Source organism: Lactococcus garvieae (assembly GCF_016027715.1).
Taxonomy (GTDB): Bacteria; Bacillota; Bacilli; order Lactobacillales; family Streptococcaceae; genus Lactococcus; species Lactococcus garvieae_A.
In genome coordinates this window covers 1,326,837-1,350,993 of record NZ_CP065691.1, presented here as the reverse complement: position 1 = coordinate 1,350,993, position 24,157 = coordinate 1,326,837, and the positions used below count along the sequence as shown (strand labels likewise).

Sequence of the window (24,157 nt, the reverse complement as noted above, 5' to 3'; positions counted from 1 at the left end):
TTGAGTTATTTTAATGAAAATTTCTTATTAAGAAAGGAGAAAATATGTTAAATAAGTATTTAAAAAAAATAGTATTAGTATTTGTACTTATCTTACTGCTATTCTCAGGAGTTTATCCTATTTTTTCTATAAAGGTTGGAGCAGAAGCTTACACAATAGTAGAGAATGAGACAAATGAAAATAATGAAGCCCTATTTTTAGGTTCTGAAGCAGAAAAGCTGAAAGAATTTCACCAACAGATGAATGAAGTAATGATTACTAAACAAGAAGGTAATCAGGAAACAGCAATGATTTCAGATGCAGATTTAGTACGAATATTAGAAAAGTCAGGTTATAAGGTTTCTACGGAGATTAAAAAGATAATGTTTCAGAGAGGAACTGGAGTGACGAAAATAGTATGGTATGGCAATCGTAAAAATGGAAATTATAATCTTTATCTTTCAAAGAGTATGTTGCAAGCTATAAAATATGCACAGTCAGGTATAAACGTCCTTTCCGCAGCTATGTCTGCTTTTTCTGGTAATTTATTTATGTTTACACGTGGTATGATAAGGGCGACTGTAAATATGATTAGGGCAAATGCGATTATTCATGGAAAAGTTTTTTATTCCCGTGCATGGATTCCTAGAGGCTCTGGAAATCAGTAATTATGCTCTGGAAAATTTTAAATGAAGAAGATATGGCTCGGAAATATGATCAAGAAACTTCTTCAAAATACACTACCTTTAACCAAGTCAATAATTATTTTATTGGTCCAATTAGTGGATGTGTGATAGTAATCGCTATGCCATCATATGTTTTCTTTGTTTACATCATCTACCTCTTCATTACAATTTTCCTTACTCTTCAGGACTACCGGATAAGGAAAAGACAGCTTGAAAAATTATTAAAATAAAAAAGAGTAAGCTTTTGGCTTATTCTTTTTGCTTGAAAATTTATTGGACAATCAGAAGGCCGTCTTTAATAGCCCAAGGTTCTTTCTCATCAATGTGATCGTAGAACATGATACCATTTGTATGATCGATTTCATGTTGTACACACATTGAAGGGAAATCTTTCAGACGGATTTTGTGTTTTTCATTGTTTTTATCGTAGTACTCTACTGTTACACGCGCGTGACGGATAACTAAGCCAGGCACTTCACGGTCAACAGAAAGACAACCTTCTCCTGATTCGATGGCTGCATCTTGAACAGAATGGCTCACGACTTTAGCATTATACATGATTTCTGCCATTTTATAAGCTTCTTTTGGGGCAATCTCATTACCGTCTTCGTCCATTTCAGGATCGTTAGGAATAAGTACAGCGATAATCTTTTTAGCAATATCGAGCTGGTTAGCAGCTAGACCGACACCTGGACGTAGCTGCATTTTTTCTGCAATAGCAGGATTTTGGGAATTTCGAAGAAATTCCATCATTTTTTCGCCTAAAATGATATCTTCATCAGACAGTGGCAAGCTGACTTCATCAGCAACTGTCCGAAGTGTTTCATTTCCTTCACGAACGATATCGTCCATGCTAATCATATGACTTGCTTTGATTAAGTTTTCTTGTACAGACATTTTTTTTTACTTCCTTGATATATTATTACTATTAGTTAATTATAGCATAAATTTTCTACCAAAAATGTTAAAATTGATTAAAGAGAAAGCTTATAAGGGGGCAGAAATGAAAACTTATAGAAAAAATACAGCAGCAATCATTTTGAATGCGGAAAATGAAATTTTACTTTTTCAACGTGCAGATTTGCCCCAAATTTGGGGCTTTCCGCAAGGCGGAATTGAAAAGGGAGAAAATGCTGAGCAGGCAGTAGTTAGAGAGCTGGAAGAGGAAATTGGTACGACTGATTTTGATATTGTTGGAAAATATCCAGAATTGTTACGTTATGATTTTCCAGACGGGGTGACATTTCACGCATGGAGCTACAAAGGACAAGAGCAGCAATATTTTCTTGTTAGGTTACATCCAGATGCTGTTCTCAATATGAAAACGAGTCATCCGGAGTTTATCAGTTATAAGGCTTTCCCTTTTGCTGAGATTGATTTCAACAGATTTAGTTTTAAGTCAGAAGTTTATCGCAAAGCTTTGACTTATTTTAAGAAAGAATTTAAGGAAATAAAATGATAGAACGTATAACAAATAATAAGTTTGATCTGGTCAGTAAATACGAACCAGCAGGAGATCAAGGTGAAGCTATTGAAACGCTTGTAGAGAATATTGAAAATGGAGAAAAAGCTCAAATTTTACGTGGAGCTACAGGTACAGGTAAGACCTACACCATGAGTCAAGTTATTGCGCGGACGAATAAACCAACCTTGGTTATGGCGCATAATAAAACGCTTGCGGGACAGCTTTATAGTGAGTTTAAAGAGTTTTTCCCGAATAACGCTGTGGAATACTTTGTCAGCTATTATGATTACTATCAACCAGAAGCTTATGTACCATCCTCAGACACTTACATTGAAAAAGACAGTTCCGTGAATGATGAGATTGATAAGCTCCGCCATAGTGCGACAAGTTCACTTTTAGAACGTAATGATGTCATTGTAGTGGCCTCTGTTTCATGTATTTATGGTTTAGGATCTCCTAAAGAATACCAAGATAGCGTAGTAAGTTTACGCCCAGGGCTTGAGATTTCTCGGGATAAATTATTGAATGACTTAGTAGGTATTCAGTTTGAACGGAATGATATTGATTTTCAACGTGGTCGCTTTCGTGTGCGAGGGGATGTTGTGGAAGTCTTCCCTGCTTCAAGAGATGAGCATGCCTTTCGTGTAGAATTTTTTGGTGATGAAATCGACCGTATACGTGAAATCGAAGCTTTGACAGGTCAGGTTTTAGGCGAGGTTGATCACTTGGCTATTTTCCCCGCGACTCACTTTATGACCAATGATGATCGTATGGAAGAGTCTATTGCTAAGATCGAAGCTGAATTGCAAGAGCAGCTGAAAGCTTTTCGAAGTGAAGGCAAACTTTTGGAAGCACAACGTTTGGAGCAAAGAACCAACTATGATATCGAGATGCTTCGGGAGATGGGCTACTGTAATGGGGTCGAAAACTATTCACGTCATATGGATGGGCGTACCGAAGGAGAACCACCATTTACTTTACTTGACTTCTTCCCTGATGATTTTATGATTATGATTGATGAAAGTCATATGACGATGGGTCAAGTCAAAGGGATGTATAATGGTGACCGAGCACGGAAAGATATGTTAGTAAATTATGGTTTCCGTCTGCCATCAGCTTTGGATAACCGTCCGTTACGTCGGGAAGAGTTTGAAAGTCATGTCCATCAGATTGTGTATGTATCTGCCACACCAGGTGATTATGAAATGGAACAGACAGATACAATAGTTGAGCAAATCATCCGTCCAACAGGATTGCTTGATCCGATCGTCGAAGTTCGACCAATGATGGGACAAATTGATGACCTTTTAGGAGAAATCAATGCGCGTGTTGAAAAAAATGAACGTGTCTTTGTGACAACCTTGACGAAGAAGATGGCAGAGGACTTAAGCTCTTATTTCAAAGAAATGGGAGTTAAGGTTAAATACATGCACAGTGATATTAAGACTTTAGAACGGACTGAAATTATCCGCGATTTGCGTCTTGGTGTATTTGATGTGTTAGTAGGGATTAACCTTTTACGGGAAGGGATTGACGTTCCGGAAGTATCTCTTGTAGCCATTTTGGATGCAGACAAAGAAGGTTTCTTACGTAATGAACGTGGCTTGATTCAGACAATTGGTCGTGCGGCTCGTAATTCTAATGGTCGTGTTATCATGTATGGTGATAAAATTACACAGTCTATGCAACGCGCCATGGATGAAACAAGTCGCCGTCGTGAGATCCAAATGGCTTATAATGAAAAACATGGCATAGTTCCTCAAACGATTAAGAAAGAAATCCGTGATTTAATCTCTATTAGTAAGCGAACAGAGTCTGGCGAAGTTGAAGAGGTTTCTGCTGAAGCAATGACTAAAAAAGAACGTAAAACATTGCTCAAGAAACTGGAGAAAGAGATGGCCGAAGCAGCAGGTGCGCTTGACTTTGAATCTGCTGCACAACTGCGTGATATGATTTTAGAAATCAAAGCTTTAGATTAAAATAGCTTAGAGTAGAAAACTAAATTAAAGAAAAAGATATGATGCCATTAGGGCGTCATATCTTTTTTGTATTTTGTCTAACTTTGAAGGAGAGTAGAAGAGTATTTAATACAGGGAACAAACCATCTTCTTTTTGTTATTTAGGAAATATTTTCTAAATGTTTGTAGCTTTTGTAAAATTTTCCTGAGATGTCCTGTTAAAATTATATTAAGAAAAGGAGGTTATGAAATGGTTTTTGGTCAATTGAAAACGGTATTTTCAAATAAAACAGAAGTCTACCAAACTGTAAGTGGTAATATAATTCCACTGTCTGAAGTAAAAGATGCTGTATTTTCAGAAGGAATGATGGGAGCAGGTTTTGCCGTACAACCCACTGAAAATGATATTTACTCCCCAGTTGAGGGAGCAGTAGAAAGTATTTTTCCCACCAAGCATGCAATACTGCTTAAAAGCAATAAAGGTCTGGGTGTTCTTGTACATATCGGTCTTGACACGGTTGAACTGGAAGGACAGGGCATTGATCTTCATGTTACTGAAGGCCAAGCTGTAACTAAAGACACCCACATCGCAACTGCTGATTTTGAAACAATTAAAGCGCAAGGTAAACAAACAGATGTCTTGATAATTATGCCAGAAATTGATGGTAAAACATCATTAGTTTTAAATAAGGAAATAAATACTCCTGTTTTCAGTATTTAATACTGGGTTCAAGAGAAATGATATAAAGTCTTAATAGGCTAAAAAGAGAGGAAAAAAATGAAAAATATTATTACAATCGCGGGAGCGGGAAGCGGTTATACACCTGGAATTCTACTAACAGCACTTAAATATGAGAAAGAATTTCCTATTGGGGAAATTCGCTTGTATGATATTGATGAGGTGCGCAATGCTGATATGGGAGTTATTATTCAATTTTTACTTGAAAAAAATAATTTGGATACAAAATTAGTTGTCACACAAGATCCAAAAGTAGCTTTCGAAGGTGTCAATTTTGTTTTTTCACAAATTCGTGCGGGTGGTATGGAAATGCGTGAAACCGATGAAAAGATTCCACTCAAGCATGGTCTAGTTGGTCAAGAAACATGTGGTTTGGGCGGTTTTGCTTATGGAATGCGTTCAATGAAAAGCTTTCTAGCAATGGTTCAACACATTCAAGATTATGCACCAGATGCTTGGATTCTGAATTATACTAACCCAGAGTCTATCGTTGCTGAATCTGTTCGCAGAAAATTTCCAAATATTAAAATCGTTAATGCATGTGATATGACTATAGGTATTGAAGAAGTTTTGGAAGATACTTTTGGGCTTAATCGTACCAACTTTATTTCTCAATACTATGGCTTGAATCATTTCGGCTGGTATAAGGAAATTTATGATGTTTCCCAAGGCAAAGATATTATGCCAGAAATTATTGAAGGTATTATCGAAAATGGCTTGAATACCGAAAGCCAAGATGAGTCATGGGCACATGCTTTTGATATCATGGCTGATTTAACTGTAGATTTTCCGACACATTTACCAAATAACTATTTACAATATTATCTTTACAATAACCGTATTGTGAAAGAAGCTAATCCAAATTACACACGCGCCAATGAAATTATGGATGACCGCTTGAAAAAGCTCAAAGAAACGGCAACAAAAATTATTGAAAATCGTGATTTAGATACGATTGATTATGAAGGAAGCGGACATGGTTTATATATAGTACAGATTGCGATTTCAATCTTGCATAATAAAAATGATCGCTTCATGTTGATTGTTCCAAATAAGGGAGCTATTCCAAACTTACGTGAAGATGCCGTCGTTGAAGTACCTTGTTATGTGAATGCGCGTGGTGTTGAACCGATTTCACTTCGTGAAGACATTCCAGATTTTCATAAAGGATTAATGGAAGCGCAGGTTGCTTCTGAGAAATTATTAGTAGATGCTTTCTTCGAAAATTCCTATCAAAAAGCGTTTGAGGCATTTACATTGAATCAATCAGTACCTAATGCCATCGTTGCTAAAAAAGTTTTGGATGAAATGATCGAGGTTAATGGCGACTATTGGGTAGAACTGAAATAAGGAGAAAACAATGGCTTTAATGATTATTAATGCAGATGATTTTGGATATGGTAATGGTATTAATCACGGCATCATCGAATCTCATCGCAATGGAATTCTAACTTCAACTACAATGATGGCAAATATGCCTGGTTTCGATCATGCTAAAGCACTTGCGAAAGAAAATCCTAATTTGGGAATTGGTGTACACTTAGTTTTGACTTGTGGAGCCCCACTTCGTACAGATGTTCCATCACTTGTTAATGAAAAAGGTAATTTTCATCATTTATCCTTCTATGAAGCAGATTTTGAAATTAATTTAGAAGAACTTTATCTCGAATGGAAATCACAAATTGAAAAGGTCATTCAGGCAGGTATTGAACCCACGCATTTAGATAGCCACCATCATGTAAATAGTATTGGTTCATTGACGGAAGTTTTTGAAAAATTAGCTAGGGAATACCATCTTCCTGTACGGAGTAATTATAAGGTGTCAGATGACTTATTGACAACCCGACGCTTCTTTCATACACTCGATAGCCTAGGGATGGAGAAAGAAATTTGGCGCCCTATGGCAATTCGTTCCCTGATTGATGATTGTTTGACTTTCGGAAGTGTCGAAGCGATGTGTCATCCTGGATATGTTGATGCGGAACTTTTAGATCGTTCAAGCTTTACATCAGGACGTGCTTATCAGGTACGCGAATTAACGAAAGAAAAGTACAAAATTTTATTTGACGAAATGGGAATTACTCTAGGAACTTATCGTGATCTTCAATAAACTTATAGATTTTTGAAGAAAATAAAAGTAAGGAAAATAAATGAAAGAAAAAATTCAAAAAGGAGCACAAACCTTCTCACGTGCTATTATTCAGCCTGTCATGTTTATGGCCGTTTCTGGTCTGATTATTTCAGTTGCCGCAGTATTAAAACTGGACTTTATGCCAGGAGCTATTAAAGAGTTTGGGACAGGTATTTTCACTGTTATTACAAATGGTGCAATTAGTCAATTATCTGTTATTTTCTGTGTCGGTATTGCAGCAGCCATGGCTAAGAAAAAGAAAACTGATGCTGCAATTTTAGGGATTACAACCTTTATGATTTTCTTGTTTGCTAATAATTACTGGCTTGACTTTACAGGAAGATTAGCCGAACCTGGCGAACAAGGTTTATTTGGTACTGGACAAAACTTAGTGCTTGGTATCCAAGTAACAGACATGGGTGTATTCTTAGGTATTGCCTTAGGAATCATGGTGGGTTACTTTGTTAATCGTTTTGGTGATGTTAAATTTCACAAATATCTCTCCCCTTATGAGGGAACGAAGTTTGCTTATGTCTTGATTATTGCTGTGACAATTCTTGCTGCAATTCTTGTCACTTATATTTGGCCACCAATCAATGGGGGTGTAAATGCAGCAGTAAATGCTATGAGCGGCATGGGTTCATTTGGCTTCTTCCTGTATGGTTTTCTTAATCGTATGCTTTTACCATTTGGTATGCACCACTTACTCTGGATGCCACTTTACTACACACCATTAGGTGGAACAGCAGAAATTGCAGGTCAAAGCTACCACGGTGCTATGAATATTTGGTTGGCACAGGTTGGTAACATTAATCAGATCAGTACAATTCATGAATCAATTGGTTACTTGGTTAACTTTGGTTATATTGCTTTACCAATCGGTATTGCTTTAGCCTTTATTAAAACTTCACTTCCAGAAAATAAACAGAAAGTTAAAGCAATTGTAATCCCAGCAGTATTTGCTGCAGCCTTTGCAGGAATTACTGAACCCTTAGAATTCTTGTTCTTATTCATTTCACCAATTCTTTGGTTTGCACATGCGATTGTTTACGGTTTTGGCTTATTTATTTCAAATGTTTTAGGACTTGAAATGTTTGTTGAAAATATTATTAATACAACCATGTACGCATTATCTGTACCGATGGAATTGGCAAACACTTGGTTACTAATTCCTATTGGGCTAGGACTGGCTGCGCTTGAGTACTTTGTCTTCAAGACAATGATTATCAAGCTTAACATTCCTACCATCGGCCGTCAAAAAATGGAAGAAGTAAAAGAAAAAATTAATAGTTTTAAAACAAAAAAATCTACAACATCAACCAATGAAACAGCAGTAGTCGAAAAAAATGAGAACTTAGACCTGATTATTGCCGGACTTGGTGGTGTGGATAATATTGAAAATATTTATAACTGCTTCACAAGACTGAGATTAGATGTTTATGAGGAAAGCAAGGTTGACATTAATAAGCTCAAAGAATATCCCTCTTCTGGGGTTGTTGATAAGCAAAAGCATATTCAAATTGTGGTTGGACTTGGGGTCGAGAGCGTAAAAGATTCACTTCAAGAATATGTAGAAGATTTGAGAAGTGGTAAGGTAGCTAATCACGATAATGTGTCTTCTCAGCAATAAATGAAAGTGTTTTTAAAATATAAAAATCGCACACTATATACAGACAATAATGGCTGGTGCGATTTTTATTTGTATTTGATATATTTTCAAAAAAGATGTTCTTAAAAAATTAATCGTAAAGGTATAAAAACGTGACAAATATAATATATCGTATTCAACTCTATATGTATTCAGTGCTAACAGCAATGTGGATTTTTCAATATGAACCGTTGATGCTAGTAAAAAATGTCGGGACTTCAGTGAGCTTACAAGTGCTGACCTTAGTACAACTTATCGTTATAGGCTCACTTTTTCTTTATGGTAAACTTTTGAAGCAGGGAAAGTGGCGTAATTTTGTGATATGTTGTACCTTAGTAGTGCGCATTGTACTTTCATTACTACTTTTTATCGTAAATGAGCCCACTATTTTTGTGATGGCTTTCATGATTTATCAAATAGGAGCAGTGGGATGCGATATTTTTTATGAAAGCTCCGTCTTAGAGGAAGTGAATCGTAAAGGGTTGGATTTTGGAAAATTTCGTATGTTTGGTTCATTGGGCTATGCGACCAGCGGCTTTATTGTGAGCGGTATTTTACTACTAGGCTTTGATATTTCCGCCTTAATGATTTTGTCAGCAGGGATCAATCTAATCTTGTTATTTTTACAACTCAAAGCTCCCTTTTCAAAAACTAGAAATCTACAAAATATAAGTCGTTCGAAAGTTAAAATTCCTTTCCAAGCAACCTTATTGATTCTTGCTTGTGCCTTGATAACGACTTTACCTGGATCTTTCGGATATCTCTTTAATGGCTATCTGCGTGAGCAATTCTCCTTGCCTTTGCAACAAGTTACACTTTACGTAAGTATTGCAGTTTTTCTCGGTTCTTGTGTGTCCGAAGTTTCGGCTTTTTATGTAGTGGATGCTTGGATACGTAAAGTGGGAGCACAGAGAATCCTCATAGTTGGCTTTTTGGCTTCCATTTTGCGATGGGCACTAGCCTTGATGAGTCCTAATGCATTGACTTTTATCGCCACCTATCTCTTACATGGTGTAAATTTTGCTTTTCTTTATGTTGGAGTTCTAACAATTCTAAAATCCCATCTAAGCGAAAAAATCATGGGGACACTAACTATGCGTTATATGTTTATAGCGAACCTGGCAGGGGTAGTACTGGCACAACTCTATGCTTCCACAATAGATTACATTGGTGTTCGCGGAATTCTGATGAGTTATCTGTTTATTAGCATTTTTGCATTTGGATTTGTAGTAATATTCTATAATAAGCTAACTACTAAAAGTAAAGAGTCAGAAGTGCATCAATAGAAGCCTTAGGATTTAGCTTGTTCCTTTTTAACATTTGTGTGAGTAATAGTTTTTAGTTACAATAGAATTAAGCTAGATAAGGGATAAGCGCGAAGGGATTACCATGAAAAAAGAAAAATTGACTCATACTGAACAGTATATTTATAGCTATTTGATAAATAACCCTGAGAATCTTAAAATGAATATCACCGAGCTTGCAAAGCTCATGCATGTGTCAACATCTAGTATTATCCGTACTTTAAAGAAAAAAGGGTACTCTGGCTATTCTGAATATCGGAGCTTGACCAAAAATAAAGTAACAAGAAGAGTTGGTAACTTTTCCGATGATATTAATGCTGTAATTAATAAAAATTTAGAAGAAGTTCTAAAAACAATTGATTTATTGTCGGCAGAACTTGTTGAGGAGATGGTTACAATTCTTCATAGGGCAGAGCACCTTTATATCTTTGCTTTGGGATCAACAACACCAATCGCCAATTATCTGGTTCGAAAATTTAATCTTTTAAATCGTTCGTGCTTTAATATTGATGATGATGACTTGTTACTATATTTTTCTAAACAGTCTACAAGTAGGGATGTGATCTTAGTTATTTCACAAAGTGGTGAAACACCAAGTCTCGTAAATGCAGTAAGATTAGCAAAATCAAAAGGGAGTAAGATATTACTTTTAAGCAGTGGTTTGGGCAGTACCCTAGAGCAAATTTCAGATTTAACGATGCTTTCTCACGAAAGTCCCTTAAAAAAATTAGAAATCGAAAGTGTAGATACAGCAAGTCGCATGTCTTTACAGATGAACGCCCGCATTTTATCTGACAGTTATGTGGTCTATCGGAACATGGGAAAAATAAAGTATAAGTAAATGAATATTAAAAAACATCCTATCTAGCAAGGAGGCTTTTTGATTGCTCTTTTTTATTTCTCTTGTTCAGCAGCTTCATCAACGATGAAAGTGAACTCACAAGTTGTTACTTTTTTGCCATCGACATAAGCAGCAGCGTCTGCTTTACCAACTTTACCACGGAATTTTGTAATTTCAAATTCTAATTTCATAACATCACCAGGTACAACCTTTTGACGGAATTTTGCTTTATCAATAGCTCCGATATAGGCCATTTTACCTTGAAATTCTTCTTTTTTGAGAATCAAGATAGAGCCAGCTTGTGCTAAACTCTCCAAAATCAAAACACCAGGGAAGGTCGGGTTACCAGGGAAATGTCCATTGAAAACTTCTTCATTGATTGTTACATTTTTTGTAGCAAGAATCTTGTTTTCTGAAATTTCGTCAACATAATCGATAAACATAATTGGATAGCGATTAGGAATAACTTCCATAACTTCTGTTGCTGAGAGTGCATACTTTGAATTTGTCATATTAATAGTACCTCATTTTTTATTTGTACTATCTTATTATATCACTATTTTTATTGTTTTATGTATAAAAACATTAGAAGTTCCATATTATAGAATATTCAGCATTGGTACATATAATTTTATTGATAATCGTGTTTACCATGATTTTTTGTTCACCATAAGGAAGTTCACTTATGTTTTTTGAAGAAAGAAGTTTTTTTGCTCTAGAGATACGGAGATTATTTACCTCAGTTTTATCTTGATTAAGTTGATTAATGATAGATTTTTTTCTAAGGGTATTCTGCTTAGTTTGTTCTTGAAGCTCTTCCAATGATATTGCATCAATCATATACATATTTTTATATTTGGCCAATTCTTTTTCAAGTCTATCAAGTTCTTTTTTTAATGACATAGTATCTACTTTGTTACTATCTTCCGTAGTGGATACAGCTGTTTCTAATAATTGATCATTGATTTGTAATTCTGAAATTGAATCTATTACATACTTCTCTAAAGCATCTTGTCGAAAATATCCGGAATCACAGGCATTATTTTCATTGAAATCAACAGGACGGCTCCCCCCTCCTGTTTTTCTGTAGTAACATTGATAACGATTGTTTGTAGTTCCATCTTTTTTCTTGTTACCCACAACAATAATTAGAGGTTTTCCACACTTTCCACATTTCAAGATACCTGATAGCATATATTTAGACTGAAAAGGTTTTGGATTATTATTTGCTTCTTTAACTTTTTTATTCCTTTTTGCTAGTTCATCTTGTACAGCCCAATAAACTTTTTCGTCAATTATGACATCATTATCTGTTTTATAGAGGTCACCTTTAAATAATTGAGACCCAATATATACTGGATTTGCAAGGGTTCTTCTGACTGTAGTTGGTGCCCAAAGTTTCTCTTTACCAATGTGCCCTTCGTCATTTAAAATTCTTACTATTTTAACGATGCTGACACCGTCCAGGTACATTTCAAATATACGTTTTACTATACTTGCTTGTAGTGGATTTGCTGATAATATTCCTTTTTCTTTATTGTAATCATAACCGAATGGCTGTATGCTATGAGCAGCCGTTTTACCGCTCTTTATTCGTCCAGCATATCCTAATGCCATACGCTCTTTAATCTGTTCACGTTCAAGCTGTGCAAAGACTGAGAGGATACCAATCATTGCTTTCCCAAAAGGAGTAGTAGTATCAAACTTTTCTTGTAGACTGACAAACCCAATTCCAATTTTATTGAAAACATCCTCAATAAGAAATAATGTATCTTTTTGAGAGCGACTTAGTCGATCTAACTTATACACAAGGACAGTATCAAATTTACTTTCTTTAGCATCTTTTATGAGTTGTTGCATTGCAGGACGTTCAATATTTGACCCAGTAAATCCGGCATCGGTATAAGTATTGTAGACTGTCCATCCCATTATTTCACAATATTTGGAAAGTTTGTCTGTTTGTTCTGAAATAGAGTAACCCTCTTCAGCTTGTACGGTAGTTGAAACACGGGCGTACACTGCTACTTTTTTCATTGTATTTGTACCTTTCTTTTTGTTATAATGGTACAAGAAAACTTCACGATTGCCGTGTTGTTTCTGTACTAGATCTAAATCCGTCCTGGGACTCGCCAAAGTTTAGGACGGATTTTTTATTTTAAGTTACTCTGGTAAATTATTTATAGCGTACTGAGCTTGCTCGGGGGTAAACTTATCATAGATTAATTGATCTTGAAGGTCTGCATTTGAGAACGACGAATAATCAAGATAAGATTTCGCAGTTTTAAGTGCTTGCTCGTTCCAATCAACTTTTACATTGTCAATTGCATATTGAGCAGCATCTTCAGGAAATTGTTCAAAAATTAATTGTTCTTTTAAACCCTCTTTTGAAAAAGATGAATAATCTAAATAATTATTAGCTGATGATAATGCATTTTGAAATTCTCTGGATACTTTACCAGCATCTTTATTTGTTGAAGGTTGTGAATCTTCTTTAGAACTTGAAGGGGTAATATTGGAAGAAGGACTGGTAGTTGCACTTTTACTCATTGATTTTGGTGTATAATCGTGGTCAGAATACCCAATAATTATGGTACTACCTTTTTTAGCATAATAGCTAATATCTGGATTATCATACTCATCAACATCAAAATATTCTACATTAGGTTGAGAACTAATCTGATCGCACATTCCTTTAATTATTTTTTTTGAATTTGACTCGGCCTTTTCATCAAAATTAGTTACTACAAATTTTACTTTTAGACCTAATTGATTAAATTCTTCTTGAACTTGTTCCTTTGGTTTAAAATATGGATCAGAAATTTTTATATAACCACTAGGAATTGGCTTTTTAGATTCTGATTTAGGTAGTTCTTCAGCTGTTTTATTAGAATTTGAACAAGCACTCAAAGCAATAATAGAAAATAGCATAACTATCATTAATCCCAATTTTTTCATTAATTATCTCCTTACCCTTTTAACGTGATTAGCGCACGTTCTTTTATTTAAACAGTTTCATAATACTCAGCATTATATTGCTCTAGCATATCCTCACATAAATGCTCAACTTTATATTCAAAATGATAAGCATTCATGAAACGTTGGACACTCAATTCCTCGGGAAGTGGAGCAAAATCCCAAGTTAGAAGCCATTCCTTAAATCTATAGGCTACCATATATGAATTGGCTTCTGCTTCCTGTTTACTACTATAGCCCTTTGAATGGCAATCGTAATGTACATGACCATAATAGCAATGGCCAAGTTCATGAAGAATAACATTTTCTTGTTCATATATTGTTAGATCATCACGTATATATATAACATTGTCATCCGGTAAGTAAACTCCCTTGGTGTCGCTTTCCAGTTCAACACCATTTTCGATAGCATTAAAATATATTATTTCAGCACCAAGTTCACGAGACAATTCTCTTAATTTTCCCATAAATCATTTTACTCCTCACGGTCAATTCTTTCTTGAAGAGTATTTTTTAAAAGACGCTTGAAAAACTCTTTGTCATTATCACTAAGTTCTCCGCCGCCATAAGCGCTGGCTTTATTAATCTGAGCATCAAGGTACTCATCGGATAATTTATAGTGATTTAATGATAAGACTTTTTCTGCTTCCTGCTCTTTATGTTGCTCTTTGGCAGTATCAAGCACAATTTTCTGACGAGGTTCATCAAGTTTTTTCATAGTTTCAACTGTTTCTTCTATAATAGGAAAATCAAGTTCTGATGTACTGGCTGTATCTTCCTTAGATATTCCCAATAGATATTCTGTAGAAATCCCTAAAACTTTAGCGAAGTCATCAGCACGATTCAAAGGAAATTCTCTTGTGAAATTAAAATATCTAGACACAGCAGACTTTGCCATATCTACACGGCGAGCGAGTTCAGATATGGAAAGATTTTGTTTGTCTTTTTCATCTATTAGTATTTTTACTATTTCTTCATTTGTTCGCATGTTTTTCTCTCTATTAAGTTGATAAAAACATTATATCATTGTTCCCAAAAAAGCACAAGAAGTAAATGTAAAATATTTTTTTGTGTTTTTTTATATCTTTTTTGTTGACAAGAGAGAACGATAATGTTATTATTATTTTGTTCTCGAAAAAGAACGATGAAGAGAAAGGAGAAAAATATATGACTATTGATTTAAGTAGAATCAAGGCAGAACGAATTGCTAAAGATTTAACTCAGGACGATGTTGCTAAACAGATGGGGTGGAAGTCAAGAGCTGCCTATGCAAAACGTGAAAATGGTATTGTTGCCATTGGTGCAAATGAACTAATTCAATTAGCTGCAATCTTTGGGTACAGTAAAGAAGACTTAGGTATTTTTTTTAAGTCGAACGTTCCCGATAAAGAACAAAAAATGTGAGGAGAATACATGGCTAAAGAAGAAAAAGATATCCCAATCAAGCACATCTTTCAAGATGGTCGGGTCATTATGGGTTCTACTCTTCACGGTTCCCCCGGACTGAGAGAGGTGTGTATTCCAGATGATCATAAGATTTATCAAGTTTTTGCTCGTATAAACCGAGAAGCTCTAAATCGAGAATCTGGTCATAATTAGAAAAAAGGAATTAAAAATGAACAAAACAAAATTTTATGCAGTACTTACTGCTAAACGCAAACAACTGGATCCAGACACAAAGAAATCTGTAACTGCAAAAAAAGACTTCATTGTAGGATTGGTTCAACCTATGCGAATTAATGCACGCCATGAAGCCGAAGCCATTGCTAAGCGTTCAAAAATGAAGCTTACTGGAATTCATCTATATAAGTAAGGAGTAAAGATGGCATTTATAACGAAACAACGACTTGCTGAGTTGGAACTTAAGGAAAGCCAATTTGAACATCTCAGACACAAGTACCAAGAGCAACAAATTGAACTTGAGATTCGCAAACGTAACGACTTCAGCCGAGAGAACATGATTAATTACCGTGAAAATATGGTAATTCATGAAGAACCAGATACAGGCCGGAAGGTACGTGAATTTACAACAACTCTAAAAACAGTTGTAGAAGATGAAGAAACACTTGCTAATTATTTAGAAAATAGCCCCTTCATCGCAAAATAAAAAGCTCCTGGCGGCAACCAGAAGCTGAGTAGAAATTTGAGAACTTTCTACTCCAATTATATCAAAAATTCGGAGGAAACATGATTAAAATCAATAAACTTGAAATTGAAAATGTAAAACGGGTTAAAGCAGTAAAGCTTGAACCTACAAAAAATGGCCTAACAATCATTGGCGGTCGTAATGGTCAAGGTAAAACTTCTATTCTTGACTCTATCGCCTGGGCACTTGGCGGGAATAAGCACAAACCTAGCCAACCACAGCGCGAAGGTAGCGTGTTACCACCTAGCTTGCACATTGTTATGAGCAATGGTCTAGAAGTTCGCAGAGATGGAAAGAATAGCGATTTAAAAGTTATTGATCCAAGTGGGAATAAAGCTGGCCAACAATTGCTCAATGGATTTGTTGAAGAACTGGCAATCAACTTGCCAAAGTTCATGGAAGCATCAAATACAGATAAGGCAAAGACCTTACTTCAAATTATCGGTGTAGGTGAGCAATTAGCACTTCTTGAGCAAAAAGAGAAAGAACTCTACAATGAACGCCACATGATTGGGCAGATTGCTGATCAGAAGCAGAAGTTTGCGGATGAACAAACCTATTATCCAGAAGCTCCTAAAGAGCCTGTCAGCGCCTCAGAACTTATTCAGCAACAACAAGCTATTCTTGCTAAAAACGCTGAAAATGGACGAATTAGAGGGCAGCGAGATAGCTTGAAACAAAGACAAGCAGAACTTGATTCCGAAATTGCTCGTCTCATTGAAGAAAAAGCTAAAGTTGACCAACAGCTTGTAATTGCTGAAAAATCGGCATTAGATTTGCATGATGAATCAACTGAAGAACTTGAACAAAATATCCAACAAGTGGATGAAATTAATCGTAAAGTTCGGGCTAATCTTGACAAAGATAAAGCCAATGAAGATGCTCAAGATTATAAAAATCAGTATCTGGAACTTGATGAAGATATTGCCAATGTCCGTCGAGATATGAAAAAGCTGCTTGATGATGCGGATCTTCCTCTTCCTGGTCTATCCGTTTCTGAAGGAGAACTTCTCTATAATGGCCAACGCTGGGACAATATGTCTGGAGCTGAGCAACTCAAAGTATCAACAGCTATTGTACGTAAATTGAAGCCTGAATGTGGATTTATCTTGATTGACAAGTTAGAGCAGATGGATGTAGAAACGCTTGAAGAGTTTGGCCAATGGCTTGAAGAAGAGCAGCTGCAAGCTATCGCAACACGAGTTTCAACTGGTGACGAGTGCTCAATTATTATCTCTGATGGTTACGGCGAGGAAGTGGAAACAACACATAAGAATGTCTTACCAGTTGCCCCGGAAGCACCTAAATATCAATTCTGAGGTATGAGCTATGGAAATAAGACAAATACCAGATTATCCTAACTATGGAGCTACAAAAGATGGAAGAATATTTTCCTATTACACAAATAAATTTTTAAAAGTTAAAAAGCAGCCACGTTGTGCACAAGTAATGCTAACTTTTGAAGGTTTAACTTTTTGGAAAACCGTGGGACGATTAGTATTTATAGCATTTTATGGTTATGAACCAGAATGTATTACATATCGAGACGGTGACGTTTATAATACACGACTAGATAATTTAGTAGAAACTACGAGGGCATTTGTAGCTCGATGGTCGTATTACAAAAAAGAAAAAATGGCAACGCGGGAGCCACTCAAATTTTGTAAAGTGAATCCAGAAACGTCGGAATTGGAAATTGTGGCACCTCGTCCTAAATCTCCCGAATATTTGGCAGCAATGCAATGTAGTAGATATAAAAGAATTACTTATAAAGGTTTTATATATTACAAAGTTGGAAAAAAAGAAGAATTAATTACCTCTTTGCAATACAGGATAAGGCATAATAATTGGCTTATTGAATCTGTGGAAATTGCTATTCCCATTCCTCGGGGGAAATTGAAGAAATTCAATTCAGATAATCAAAAATATATTGAAGTATTGAAAGGGATAAATGATGAACAAAACAATAACCTTTGATGGTAACCAATTAGTTCTGACTAAAACAACTTACACCCATGATCAAAGTCTAGCAGTAGCTGCAGAAACTCAGAGTAAAGAACTCTATGCAGTGCTAACTGTCAATCTTGATTTTCCAGTATTTGATAACAGCCAGTTCTTTGATATTAACATGTACAAAGGTAAGGAATTACTGGAGTTGTTGGTAAAAGAAGGAATTGTAGAAAAAACTGGCATGGAGTTAAGAAGTGGCTTTGTAAATTATCCAATGGTCACTTGGAATTTATAGGAGGAAGAAATGAGTTTTAACATTACAAGCGGTCCAACTGCTACCGCTCAAAAAGTAGTTTTGTATGGAGTCGAGGGAATTGGTAAATCAACCTTTGCTTCACAATTCCCATCACCTATCTTTATTGATACTGAGGGATCTACAGCAAATATGAATGTTCATCGAATGGATAAGCCCACAAGCTGGCAAATGCTGATGGATGAAGTGAACTACATTAAGCAAACACACATGTGTGAAACGTTGATTATTGACACAGCGGACTGGGCGGAAACACTGGCCAATCAAGCTGTTATTGCAAGTGACGTCAATGCACAGTCCATTGAAGATTTTGGTTATGGTAAAGGCTACACAATGGTGAAAGAAAAATTTGGAAAGCTCCTTAATCTTTTATCTGAACTTACCGATGCTGGTATCAATGTGGTTGTTACAGCCCATGCAGATATTAAGAAATTTGAAAAGCCTGATGAGATGGGAGCATTTGACCGCTACCAGCTTAAGCTTTCCAAACAGTGTGCGCCTTTGTTAAAAGAATGGGCGGACATGGTGCTATTTGCTAACTATGAAACCACAATTGTTACGGATAGTAAAACAAAATCCAAAAAAGCGACTGGTGGTAAACGTGTTATGTTCACTACACATCATCCAGCATGGGATGCAAAGAATCGTCATGGATTACCTGATCAATTGCCGTTTGAATTTGCTGCAATCGCTCATATCTTTCAAAAGGCTGCTCCAGTTCAACAACCTGTGACTGAACAAGTTCCACCAGCACAAGTTGCACCTACGGTTGAAACACCTCAAGAAAACCAATTTTCTCGCGATCCAATTACCATTGATCCAGCAATTCCAAAAGAATTAGCTCATCTTATGATGGCTAATGAAGTAACTGAAGAGGAAATTCGCGCACTGGTAGCTGAAAAAGGATTTAAACCCCTTGAAATGCCAATTCGTGATTATCCTTCAGACCTTATCCAAGGTGGACTAGTTGCACAATGGGATAAGATTTTCGCAGAAATTAAATCTAAAAGAGTTTATTAAAAAAAGGAGAACAAACAAATGAATAACGATATGGAAATTTTAGGCTGGGATGATGAAGTAGAAGAAGGGAGCCCCTTCGTCCTATTACCAGAAGGCGAATATCCTTTTGTGATTACAAACTTGGAAAAAGGAATTTATGAAAAACCAGCAAATCGCGAAAGTAAAATTCCAGCCAATGCCCCTAAAGCTACGGTGACGATTGAAATTCAAGCACCAACAGGTGAAACAACTACTTTGACAGAGAATTTTTATCTTTACAAAAAAATGCAGTGGAAAATCAATCAATTCTTTACTTCAATTGGAGCACCTAAAAATGCAGAAGGTAAGGTAAAAATGAACTGGGGCACAGTCTTGGGTGCACATGGAAAAGCTAAAATCATTGTCAACAATTATAAGGATCGTTCGGGTAATGATGCTCAAAGTAACCGTATTGATAGCTTCCTTGAACCAGAAACACCAAGTTATCAAAATACAGCCTCTAATACAGCTCCTAATACAGCACCTCAAGGCCAACAAATGCCACAACAAAATTACCAACAACCACCAATGCAACAGCAGCCAACTCCTGGTATGCAACAGCAACAACAAGGAAATGTGGCACCATTCCCAGGTAATACTGCAGCACCTCAAGGCCAACAACAAGCCCCTGGATACAACTTTTAAGGAGAATTTATATGTACGTTGAAAAAACAATTACAGGCAAGTTTACCTTTCAATTTGAACCGGCAACTAAAAAATTTATTCAGTGGTTATTGGATAATGAAAAAGATTTTTCATACAAAATGAATTCTAATTCGGTTACCGTTAAATTTACCGAAGATGATGAGTTTGACACTGCATTATCTATGCGGGATAAACTTGATAATGAGGCTAACCCGCAAATGCAGTTAGATTTGGAGGATTAGATGGAACTTCGTCCATACCAAAAAGAAGCCAATCAAAAAATCAAGGAAGAATGGGCGAGTGGCGTTAATAGAACGCTGCTCGTTCTTCCTACCGGGCTAGGAAAAACAGTTACCTTTTCTGATTTGACAAAAGATTTAGTGAGTGAAGGTGAGCGGGTCCTAATTATGGCCCATCGAGGTGAACTCTTAGATCAAGCTGCAGATAAGCTCTATAAAGTAACAGGATTAAGAGCTGCAGTTGAAAAAGCTGACCAGACCGCAAAAAATACGTTTTATAGTGTGACTGTGGGAAGTGTTCAAACTCTTATGCGTGAAAAGCGCTTGGAGCAGTTTCCAAAAGATTACTATGACACGATCATTGTTGATGAAGCTCACCATGTGTTGGCATCCAGTTATCAAAAAGTATTTTCTTACTTTGACCAAGCAAAAGTTTTGGGTGTAACTGCAACAGCGGACCGGACAGACAAGAAAAATCTTGGGACCTTCTTTGAGTCTTTGGCTTATGAGTACAGCTTACCGGATGCAATAAAAAATAAATACTTGTCGCCAATGAAGGCTTTGACTATTCCTTTAAAAATTGACTTGTCGGCAGTCTCAATGTCAGCCGGAGACTTTAAAGCTAGTGAAGTTGGCAGTGCTTTGGATCCGTATCTTTACCAGATCGCGGATGAAATGATTAAACATTGTCGAGATAGAAAGACAGTTGTTTTCCTTCCCTTGGTTGCGACTTCTAAAAAGTTCAGAGATATTCTAAATGAAAAAGGATTTAAAGCTGCAGAGGTTAATGGCGAATCTAAAGACCGTGCAGAAGTGCTTAAAGATTTTGACGATGGAAAATACAATGTTTTGTGTAACTCGATGCTGCTTACTGAGGGTTGGGACTCGCCAGAAGTTGATTGTGTGATTATGTTAAGACCAACAAAATCGCGCCCTCTCTATGTTCAATGTATTGGGCGAGGGCTTCGACTTGCGAAAGGAAAAGAAGATTGTTTAATCTTAGACTTCCTTTGGCATACTGAACGTCATGAGTTGGTACATCCAGCTCACTTAGTTGCAAAAGATGAAGAAGTTGCGAAAAAAATGACTGAGAAAATGGCTGAATTGGAAGATGAAGCAGAACCTATTCCCTTTGACTTGGAAGAGGTCGCGGAAATTGCAGAAGGTGAAGTTGTCCAGGATCGTGAAAATTCACTTGCAGAGCAGTTAGCAGCAATGAAAAAACGCAAAAGACAACTTGTGGATCCTTTGCAATTTGAAATGTCCATTCAAGCAGAAGACTTGGTAAATTATGCACCGTCCTTTGGTTGGGAAATGGCACCGGCTTCAGATAAACAAATTGCAGCCCTTGAAAAATTTGGGATTTTCCCAGAAGAAATTGAAAATGCAGGCAAGGCTAAAATCTTGCTGGATAAATTGAACAAACGAAAAATGTCGGGTCTGACTACACCTAAACAAATTCGTTTCTTGGAAAAGAAAGGTTTCCACCATGTGGGAACTTGGCAGTTCGATAAAGCACGTAAGCTTATTGACAGAATCGCTGGCAATGGCTGGCGGGTTCCAGCAGATATTAACCCTAGCCAATATACAGGAGTTTAATATAAATGGAAGAAAAATTTGACTTGATACCTCTTTTAGATTTTATCCCCCCAGCATCACTTGATTATACAGAGTGGGTGTCGGTTGGTATGGCCTTGAAGCATGAGGGGTATGGTTTTGAAACATGGGATCTTTGGTCTCAACCTGATTCACGATATAACGCAAGAGAGATGGAAGCTAAGTGGAATTCTCTTGGCAATAATGACGGGACACCAGTAACTGGAGCTTTTATCACAATGAAAGCAAAAGAAGGGGGCTGGCAACCACGTCAATATAAAGGAGATGATGGAAACGAATTTCTTGGTTGGGATGATGAAGTAAGTGCAGCACAAGAATATAAATTTATTGATAAGTCTTGGGTTGAAGGTCAAGAAATCCGAGAGCCGGATCATTGGGATCCTATTGAGCAATTAAAAACTTACATTCAAACTCTTTTCAAAAATGATGATTATATTGGCTATGTGGTTGACTCTTGGTTACGTGATGATGGGAAATATTCTGTCAGTGGTAAAGGTAACTACACGCGGACTGCAGAAGAAGTACTTAATCAATTAGAAAAGTACAAAAATGAAAAAGACCTAGGTTTTATTGTAGGAGATTCTAACCCTGAGGCTGGCGCTTGGATTCGTTTCAATCCTTTAGATGGTAAAGGTGTTAAAAATGATAACGTCACAGAGTTCAAATATGCTTTGGTAGAATCGGATAATCTGAGTATTGATAAGCAAAATGCAATCATGCGAGAACTTGAATTACCCATTGCAACGCTTGTTTATTCTGGTGGAAAATCAGTACATGCCATTGTAAAGATTGATGCTAAAGATAAAAATGAATACCGTGACCGCGTAGAGTACCTCTATAAAATTTGTAACAAGAATGGTCTGCAGGTTGATAGTCAAAATAAAAATCCGTCTCGACTTTCCAGAATGCCAGGTATCATCCGCGGAGAACATAAACAGTTTCTTATTGATACGAATATTGGTAAAGCAGACTGGGAGGAGTGGCAAACATGGATTGAAGACTTGAATGACGATTTACCAGAATTCGAAAGTCTCGCCGAAATGTTTGAAGAAGATCCGCCCCTGGCACCTGTTCTGATTGATAATGTACTACGCCGCGGGCATAAAATGCTCATTGCTGGACCGTCGAAAGCTGGTAAATCTTTTGCACTCATGGAAATGTGTATTGCAATTGCGGAAGGTATTCCTTGGTTTGGATTCAACTGTGAACGCGGAAAAGTACTCTATATCAATATGGAGCTTGACCGTCCTTCGGCCTACAAACGATTTAAGGATATTTACCGAGGCATGGGAATACGTCCGGACCATGTAAGAAATATTCATATTTGGAACATGCGTGGACATTCAATTCCAATGGATAAACTAACGCCCAAACTTATCAGACGTGCACAGAAAGAAAAATTTGATGCAGTGATTATTGACCCGATTTACAAAGTATTGACGGGTTCGGAAAACGATGCGGAGCAAATGGCTAAGTTTACCAATAACTTTGATAAAGTAGCCGCGGAACTTGGAACATCTGTTATTTACTGTCACCATCACTCAAAAGGTGCTCAAGGCGGAAAATCTTCCATGGACCGCAGTTCTGGTTCTGGTGTCTTTGCCCGTGATCCCGATGCAATTCTTGACTTGATTGAGCTTGAAGTTACGGACAATCTTCGGAAAATGCAAGAAGGACGTGCAACCGCGAACTTCTATGCAGAAAAAATCAGAAATGAAAATCCAACATATTTGAGTGAGATTGGGCAAGATGATTTCTTATCAGCATCAGCTATGCGGGAGCATCTTACTGCAGCACTTGGACAAGATAGAGCCTGGCAAATTTCAGGCTTTGAGCTTGGGGAAGTTCAAAAAGTTGTGAAGCTCATGTCGGCTTGGAGACTTGAAGGAACGCTTCGAGAATTTCCGAAATTTGAGCCGGTCAATCTTTGGTTCAATTATCCTCTACACACTCATGATGACGTTGGTAATTTGAAAGACTTAGATCCCGTTGGTAGTGAACCACCATATAAAAAGGGTGCTAAAAAAGGACATGCAACACAAAGTTCTGAGGAAAAGAAAGCTGCACGTATCAAGAAAAATACAGCAAATGTAATCACTGCTTTGGATAGTCTAGATATGGACGGAAAAGGAAAGGTCAGAATCGGAGAGCTTGAAACATATTTTGATAAGTCACGCAATACTATCAAGCAGTGGATAAAAGCTTCTGATTCTTTGGAAATTGATGACGAAGGTTATGTGTCTAAATGTGAAAAAAATGAAAGTTCTGATTCTAAAAATTAGAAAATATGTAGGGTGTCAAAACTGTCAATTTTTACTTAAATTGATACCCCTGTCAGTCCTGTCAGTTTGGCTGAAAGTGACAGGTAAAAAAGGGTGTCAAACCTATCAATTTTGACAAGTCTGACAGTGTCAAAAAGGGGTGTCAGTGATTTCTATACTTCCGTATAGAAATATCCTGGGGGTGTAGGTGTATTGACAAGTCA

General features: G+C 36.7%; 28 protein-coding genes. 22 read left to right on the top strand and 6 right to left on the bottom strand.

Going from position 1 to position 24,157, the window contains the following annotated elements:
* Positions 1-44 precede the first annotated feature (44 nt).
* Both I6G50_RS06770 and I6G50_RS06765 read left to right on the top strand, forming a co-directional pair.
* Positions 45-647: a hypothetical protein gene (locus I6G50_RS06770; RefSeq protein WP_197908332.1), complete on the top strand. Its 603-nt coding sequence runs from the start codon at positions 45-47 to the stop codon at positions 645-647.
* A gap of 2 nt (positions 648-649) precedes the next feature.
* Positions 650-895 (top strand): hypothetical protein, encoded by a 246-nt coding sequence (locus I6G50_RS06765; protein ID WP_004260136.1) that lies wholly within the window; start codon positions 650-652, stop codon positions 893-895.
* A 40-nt stretch (positions 896-935) separates the two neighbouring features.
* On the opposite strand, the gene def is transcribed toward I6G50_RS06765, so the two are convergent.
* Positions 936-1,562, bottom strand: coding sequence for a peptide deformylase (gene def, locus I6G50_RS06760; protein ID WP_004260137.1), 627 nt, complete (start codon positions 1,560-1,562; stop codon positions 936-938).
* A gap of 106 nt (positions 1,563-1,668) precedes the next feature.
* Here def and I6G50_RS06755 point away from each other — a divergent pair, with 106 nt between their 5' ends.
* From I6G50_RS06755 to I6G50_RS06720, 8 genes are all read left to right on the top strand, one after another.
* On the top strand, positions 1,669-2,124 hold the full coding sequence (locus I6G50_RS06755) for an RNA pyrophosphohydrolase (RefSeq protein ID WP_042753187.1): 456 nt from the start codon (positions 1,669-1,671) through the stop codon (positions 2,122-2,124).
* Entirely contained in the window at positions 2,121-4,109 is a 1,989-nt protein-coding gene (gene uvrB, locus I6G50_RS06750) for an excinuclease ABC subunit UvrB (RefSeq protein ID WP_004260139.1), read from the top strand. Before I6G50_RS06755 ends, uvrB begins: the two co-directional genes overlap by 4 nt.
* Before the next feature lie 229 nt (positions 4,110-4,338).
* Positions 4,339-4,809, top strand: coding sequence for a PTS sugar transporter subunit IIA (locus I6G50_RS06745; protein WP_197908331.1), 471 nt, complete (start codon positions 4,339-4,341; stop codon positions 4,807-4,809).
* A 57-nt stretch (positions 4,810-4,866) separates the two neighbouring features.
* Entirely contained in the window at positions 4,867-6,177 is a 1,311-nt protein-coding gene (locus tag I6G50_RS06740) for a 6-phospho-alpha-glucosidase (protein ID WP_197908330.1), read from the top strand.
* 10 nt (positions 6,178-6,187) lie between these two features.
* Entirely contained in the window at positions 6,188-6,937 is a 750-nt protein-coding gene (chbG, locus tag I6G50_RS06735; protein ID WP_004260144.1) for a chitin disaccharide deacetylase, read from the top strand.
* Between the two features lie 40 nt (positions 6,938-6,977).
* Positions 6,978-8,588 carry a PTS transporter subunit EIIC gene (locus tag I6G50_RS06730; RefSeq protein WP_004260146.1) on the top strand — a complete coding sequence of 537 codons (1,611 nt, stop codon included), beginning with the start codon at positions 6,978-6,980 and terminating at the stop codon, positions 8,586-8,588.
* A gap of 131 nt (positions 8,589-8,719) precedes the next feature.
* Complete coding sequence (locus I6G50_RS06725) at positions 8,720-9,892, top strand: MFS transporter (RefSeq protein WP_197908329.1); 1,173 nt, start codon at positions 8,720-8,722, stop codon at positions 9,890-9,892.
* 103 nt (positions 9,893-9,995) lie between these two features.
* Positions 9,996-10,751 (top strand): MurR/RpiR family transcriptional regulator, encoded by a 756-nt coding sequence (locus tag I6G50_RS06720; RefSeq protein WP_004260148.1) that lies wholly within the window; start codon positions 9,996-9,998, stop codon positions 10,749-10,751.
* Between the two features lie 53 nt (positions 10,752-10,804).
* Here the strand turns inward: I6G50_RS06720 and fabZ are convergent, their stop codons facing one another.
* The 5 genes from fabZ to I6G50_RS06695 all read right to left on the bottom strand — a co-directional run bounded on the left by fabZ (position 10,805) and on the right by I6G50_RS06695 (position 14,712).
* On the bottom strand, positions 10,805-11,263 hold the full coding sequence (gene fabZ, locus I6G50_RS06715; protein ID WP_004260149.1) for a 3-hydroxyacyl-ACP dehydratase FabZ: 459 nt from the start codon (positions 11,261-11,263) through the stop codon (positions 10,805-10,807).
* 73 nt (positions 11,264-11,336) lie between these two features.
* Positions 11,337-12,785, bottom strand: a complete 1,449-nt coding sequence (locus I6G50_RS06710) for a recombinase family protein (RefSeq protein WP_197908328.1) — start codon at positions 12,783-12,785, stop codon at positions 11,337-11,339.
* A gap of 126 nt (positions 12,786-12,911) precedes the next feature.
* The gene (locus I6G50_RS06705) at positions 12,912-13,706 is read right to left on the bottom strand and encodes an Ltp family lipoprotein (RefSeq protein WP_004260152.1); all 795 of its coding nucleotides are present in this window, start codon (positions 13,704-13,706) and stop codon (positions 12,912-12,914) included.
* 47 nt (positions 13,707-13,753) lie between these two features.
* Complete coding sequence (locus tag I6G50_RS06700) at positions 13,754-14,191, bottom strand: ImmA/IrrE family metallo-endopeptidase (RefSeq protein ID WP_004260154.1); 438 nt, start codon at positions 14,189-14,191, stop codon at positions 13,754-13,756.
* 8 nt (positions 14,192-14,199) lie between these two features.
* Positions 14,200-14,712, bottom strand: coding sequence for a helix-turn-helix domain-containing protein (locus I6G50_RS06695; RefSeq protein WP_004260157.1), 513 nt, complete (start codon positions 14,710-14,712; stop codon positions 14,200-14,202).
* A 179-nt stretch (positions 14,713-14,891) separates the two neighbouring features.
* Here I6G50_RS06695 and I6G50_RS06690 point away from each other — a divergent pair, with 179 nt between their 5' ends.
* From I6G50_RS06690 to I6G50_RS06635, 12 genes are all read left to right on the top strand, one after another.
* Positions 14,892-15,128 carry a helix-turn-helix domain-containing protein gene (locus tag I6G50_RS06690; protein ID WP_004260159.1) on the top strand — a complete coding sequence of 79 codons (237 nt, stop codon included), beginning with the start codon at positions 14,892-14,894 and terminating at the stop codon, positions 15,126-15,128.
* 9 nt (positions 15,129-15,137) lie between these two features.
* Positions 15,138-15,323: a hypothetical protein gene (locus I6G50_RS06685; RefSeq protein ID WP_004260161.1), complete on the top strand. Its 186-nt coding sequence runs from the start codon at positions 15,138-15,140 to the stop codon at positions 15,321-15,323.
* A gap of 16 nt (positions 15,324-15,339) precedes the next feature.
* Entirely contained in the window at positions 15,340-15,537 is a 198-nt protein-coding gene (locus I6G50_RS06680) for a hypothetical protein (RefSeq protein WP_197908327.1), read from the top strand.
* 9 nt (positions 15,538-15,546) lie between these two features.
* Positions 15,547-15,831 (top strand): hypothetical protein, encoded by a 285-nt coding sequence (locus I6G50_RS06675; RefSeq protein WP_197908326.1) that lies wholly within the window; start codon positions 15,547-15,549, stop codon positions 15,829-15,831.
* Between the two features lie 80 nt (positions 15,832-15,911).
* The gene (locus I6G50_RS06670; protein ID WP_197908325.1) at positions 15,912-17,189 is read left to right on the top strand and encodes an AAA family ATPase; all 1,278 of its coding nucleotides are present in this window, start codon (positions 15,912-15,914) and stop codon (positions 17,187-17,189) included.
* A gap of 10 nt (positions 17,190-17,199) precedes the next feature.
* The gene (locus I6G50_RS06665) at positions 17,200-17,847 is read left to right on the top strand and encodes an HNH endonuclease (protein ID WP_197908324.1); all 648 of its coding nucleotides are present in this window, start codon (positions 17,200-17,202) and stop codon (positions 17,845-17,847) included.
* Complete coding sequence (locus I6G50_RS06660) at positions 17,825-18,115, top strand: DUF4313 domain-containing protein (protein ID WP_197908323.1); 291 nt, start codon at positions 17,825-17,827, stop codon at positions 18,113-18,115. The genes I6G50_RS06665 and I6G50_RS06660 overlap by 23 nt, the downstream gene beginning before the upstream one ends.
* A gap of 9 nt (positions 18,116-18,124) precedes the next feature.
* Positions 18,125-19,153 (top strand): ATP-binding protein, encoded by a 1,029-nt coding sequence (locus tag I6G50_RS06655; protein ID WP_197908322.1) that lies wholly within the window; start codon positions 18,125-18,127, stop codon positions 19,151-19,153.
* A gap of 18 nt (positions 19,154-19,171) precedes the next feature.
* Complete coding sequence (locus I6G50_RS06650) at positions 19,172-19,816, top strand: hypothetical protein (protein ID WP_197908321.1); 645 nt, start codon at positions 19,172-19,174, stop codon at positions 19,814-19,816.
* A gap of 11 nt (positions 19,817-19,827) precedes the next feature.
* Positions 19,828-20,058, top strand: coding sequence for a hypothetical protein (locus I6G50_RS06645; protein WP_197908320.1), 231 nt, complete (start codon positions 19,828-19,830; stop codon positions 20,056-20,058).
* Positions 20,059-21,654: a DEAD/DEAH box helicase gene (locus tag I6G50_RS06640; RefSeq protein WP_197908319.1), complete on the top strand. Its 1,596-nt coding sequence runs from the start codon at positions 20,059-20,061 to the stop codon at positions 21,652-21,654.
* A 5-nt stretch (positions 21,655-21,659) separates the two neighbouring features.
* Positions 21,660-23,954, top strand: coding sequence for an AAA family ATPase (locus I6G50_RS06635; RefSeq protein ID WP_197908318.1), 2,295 nt, complete (start codon positions 21,660-21,662; stop codon positions 23,952-23,954).
* Positions 23,955-24,157 lie beyond the last annotated feature (203 nt).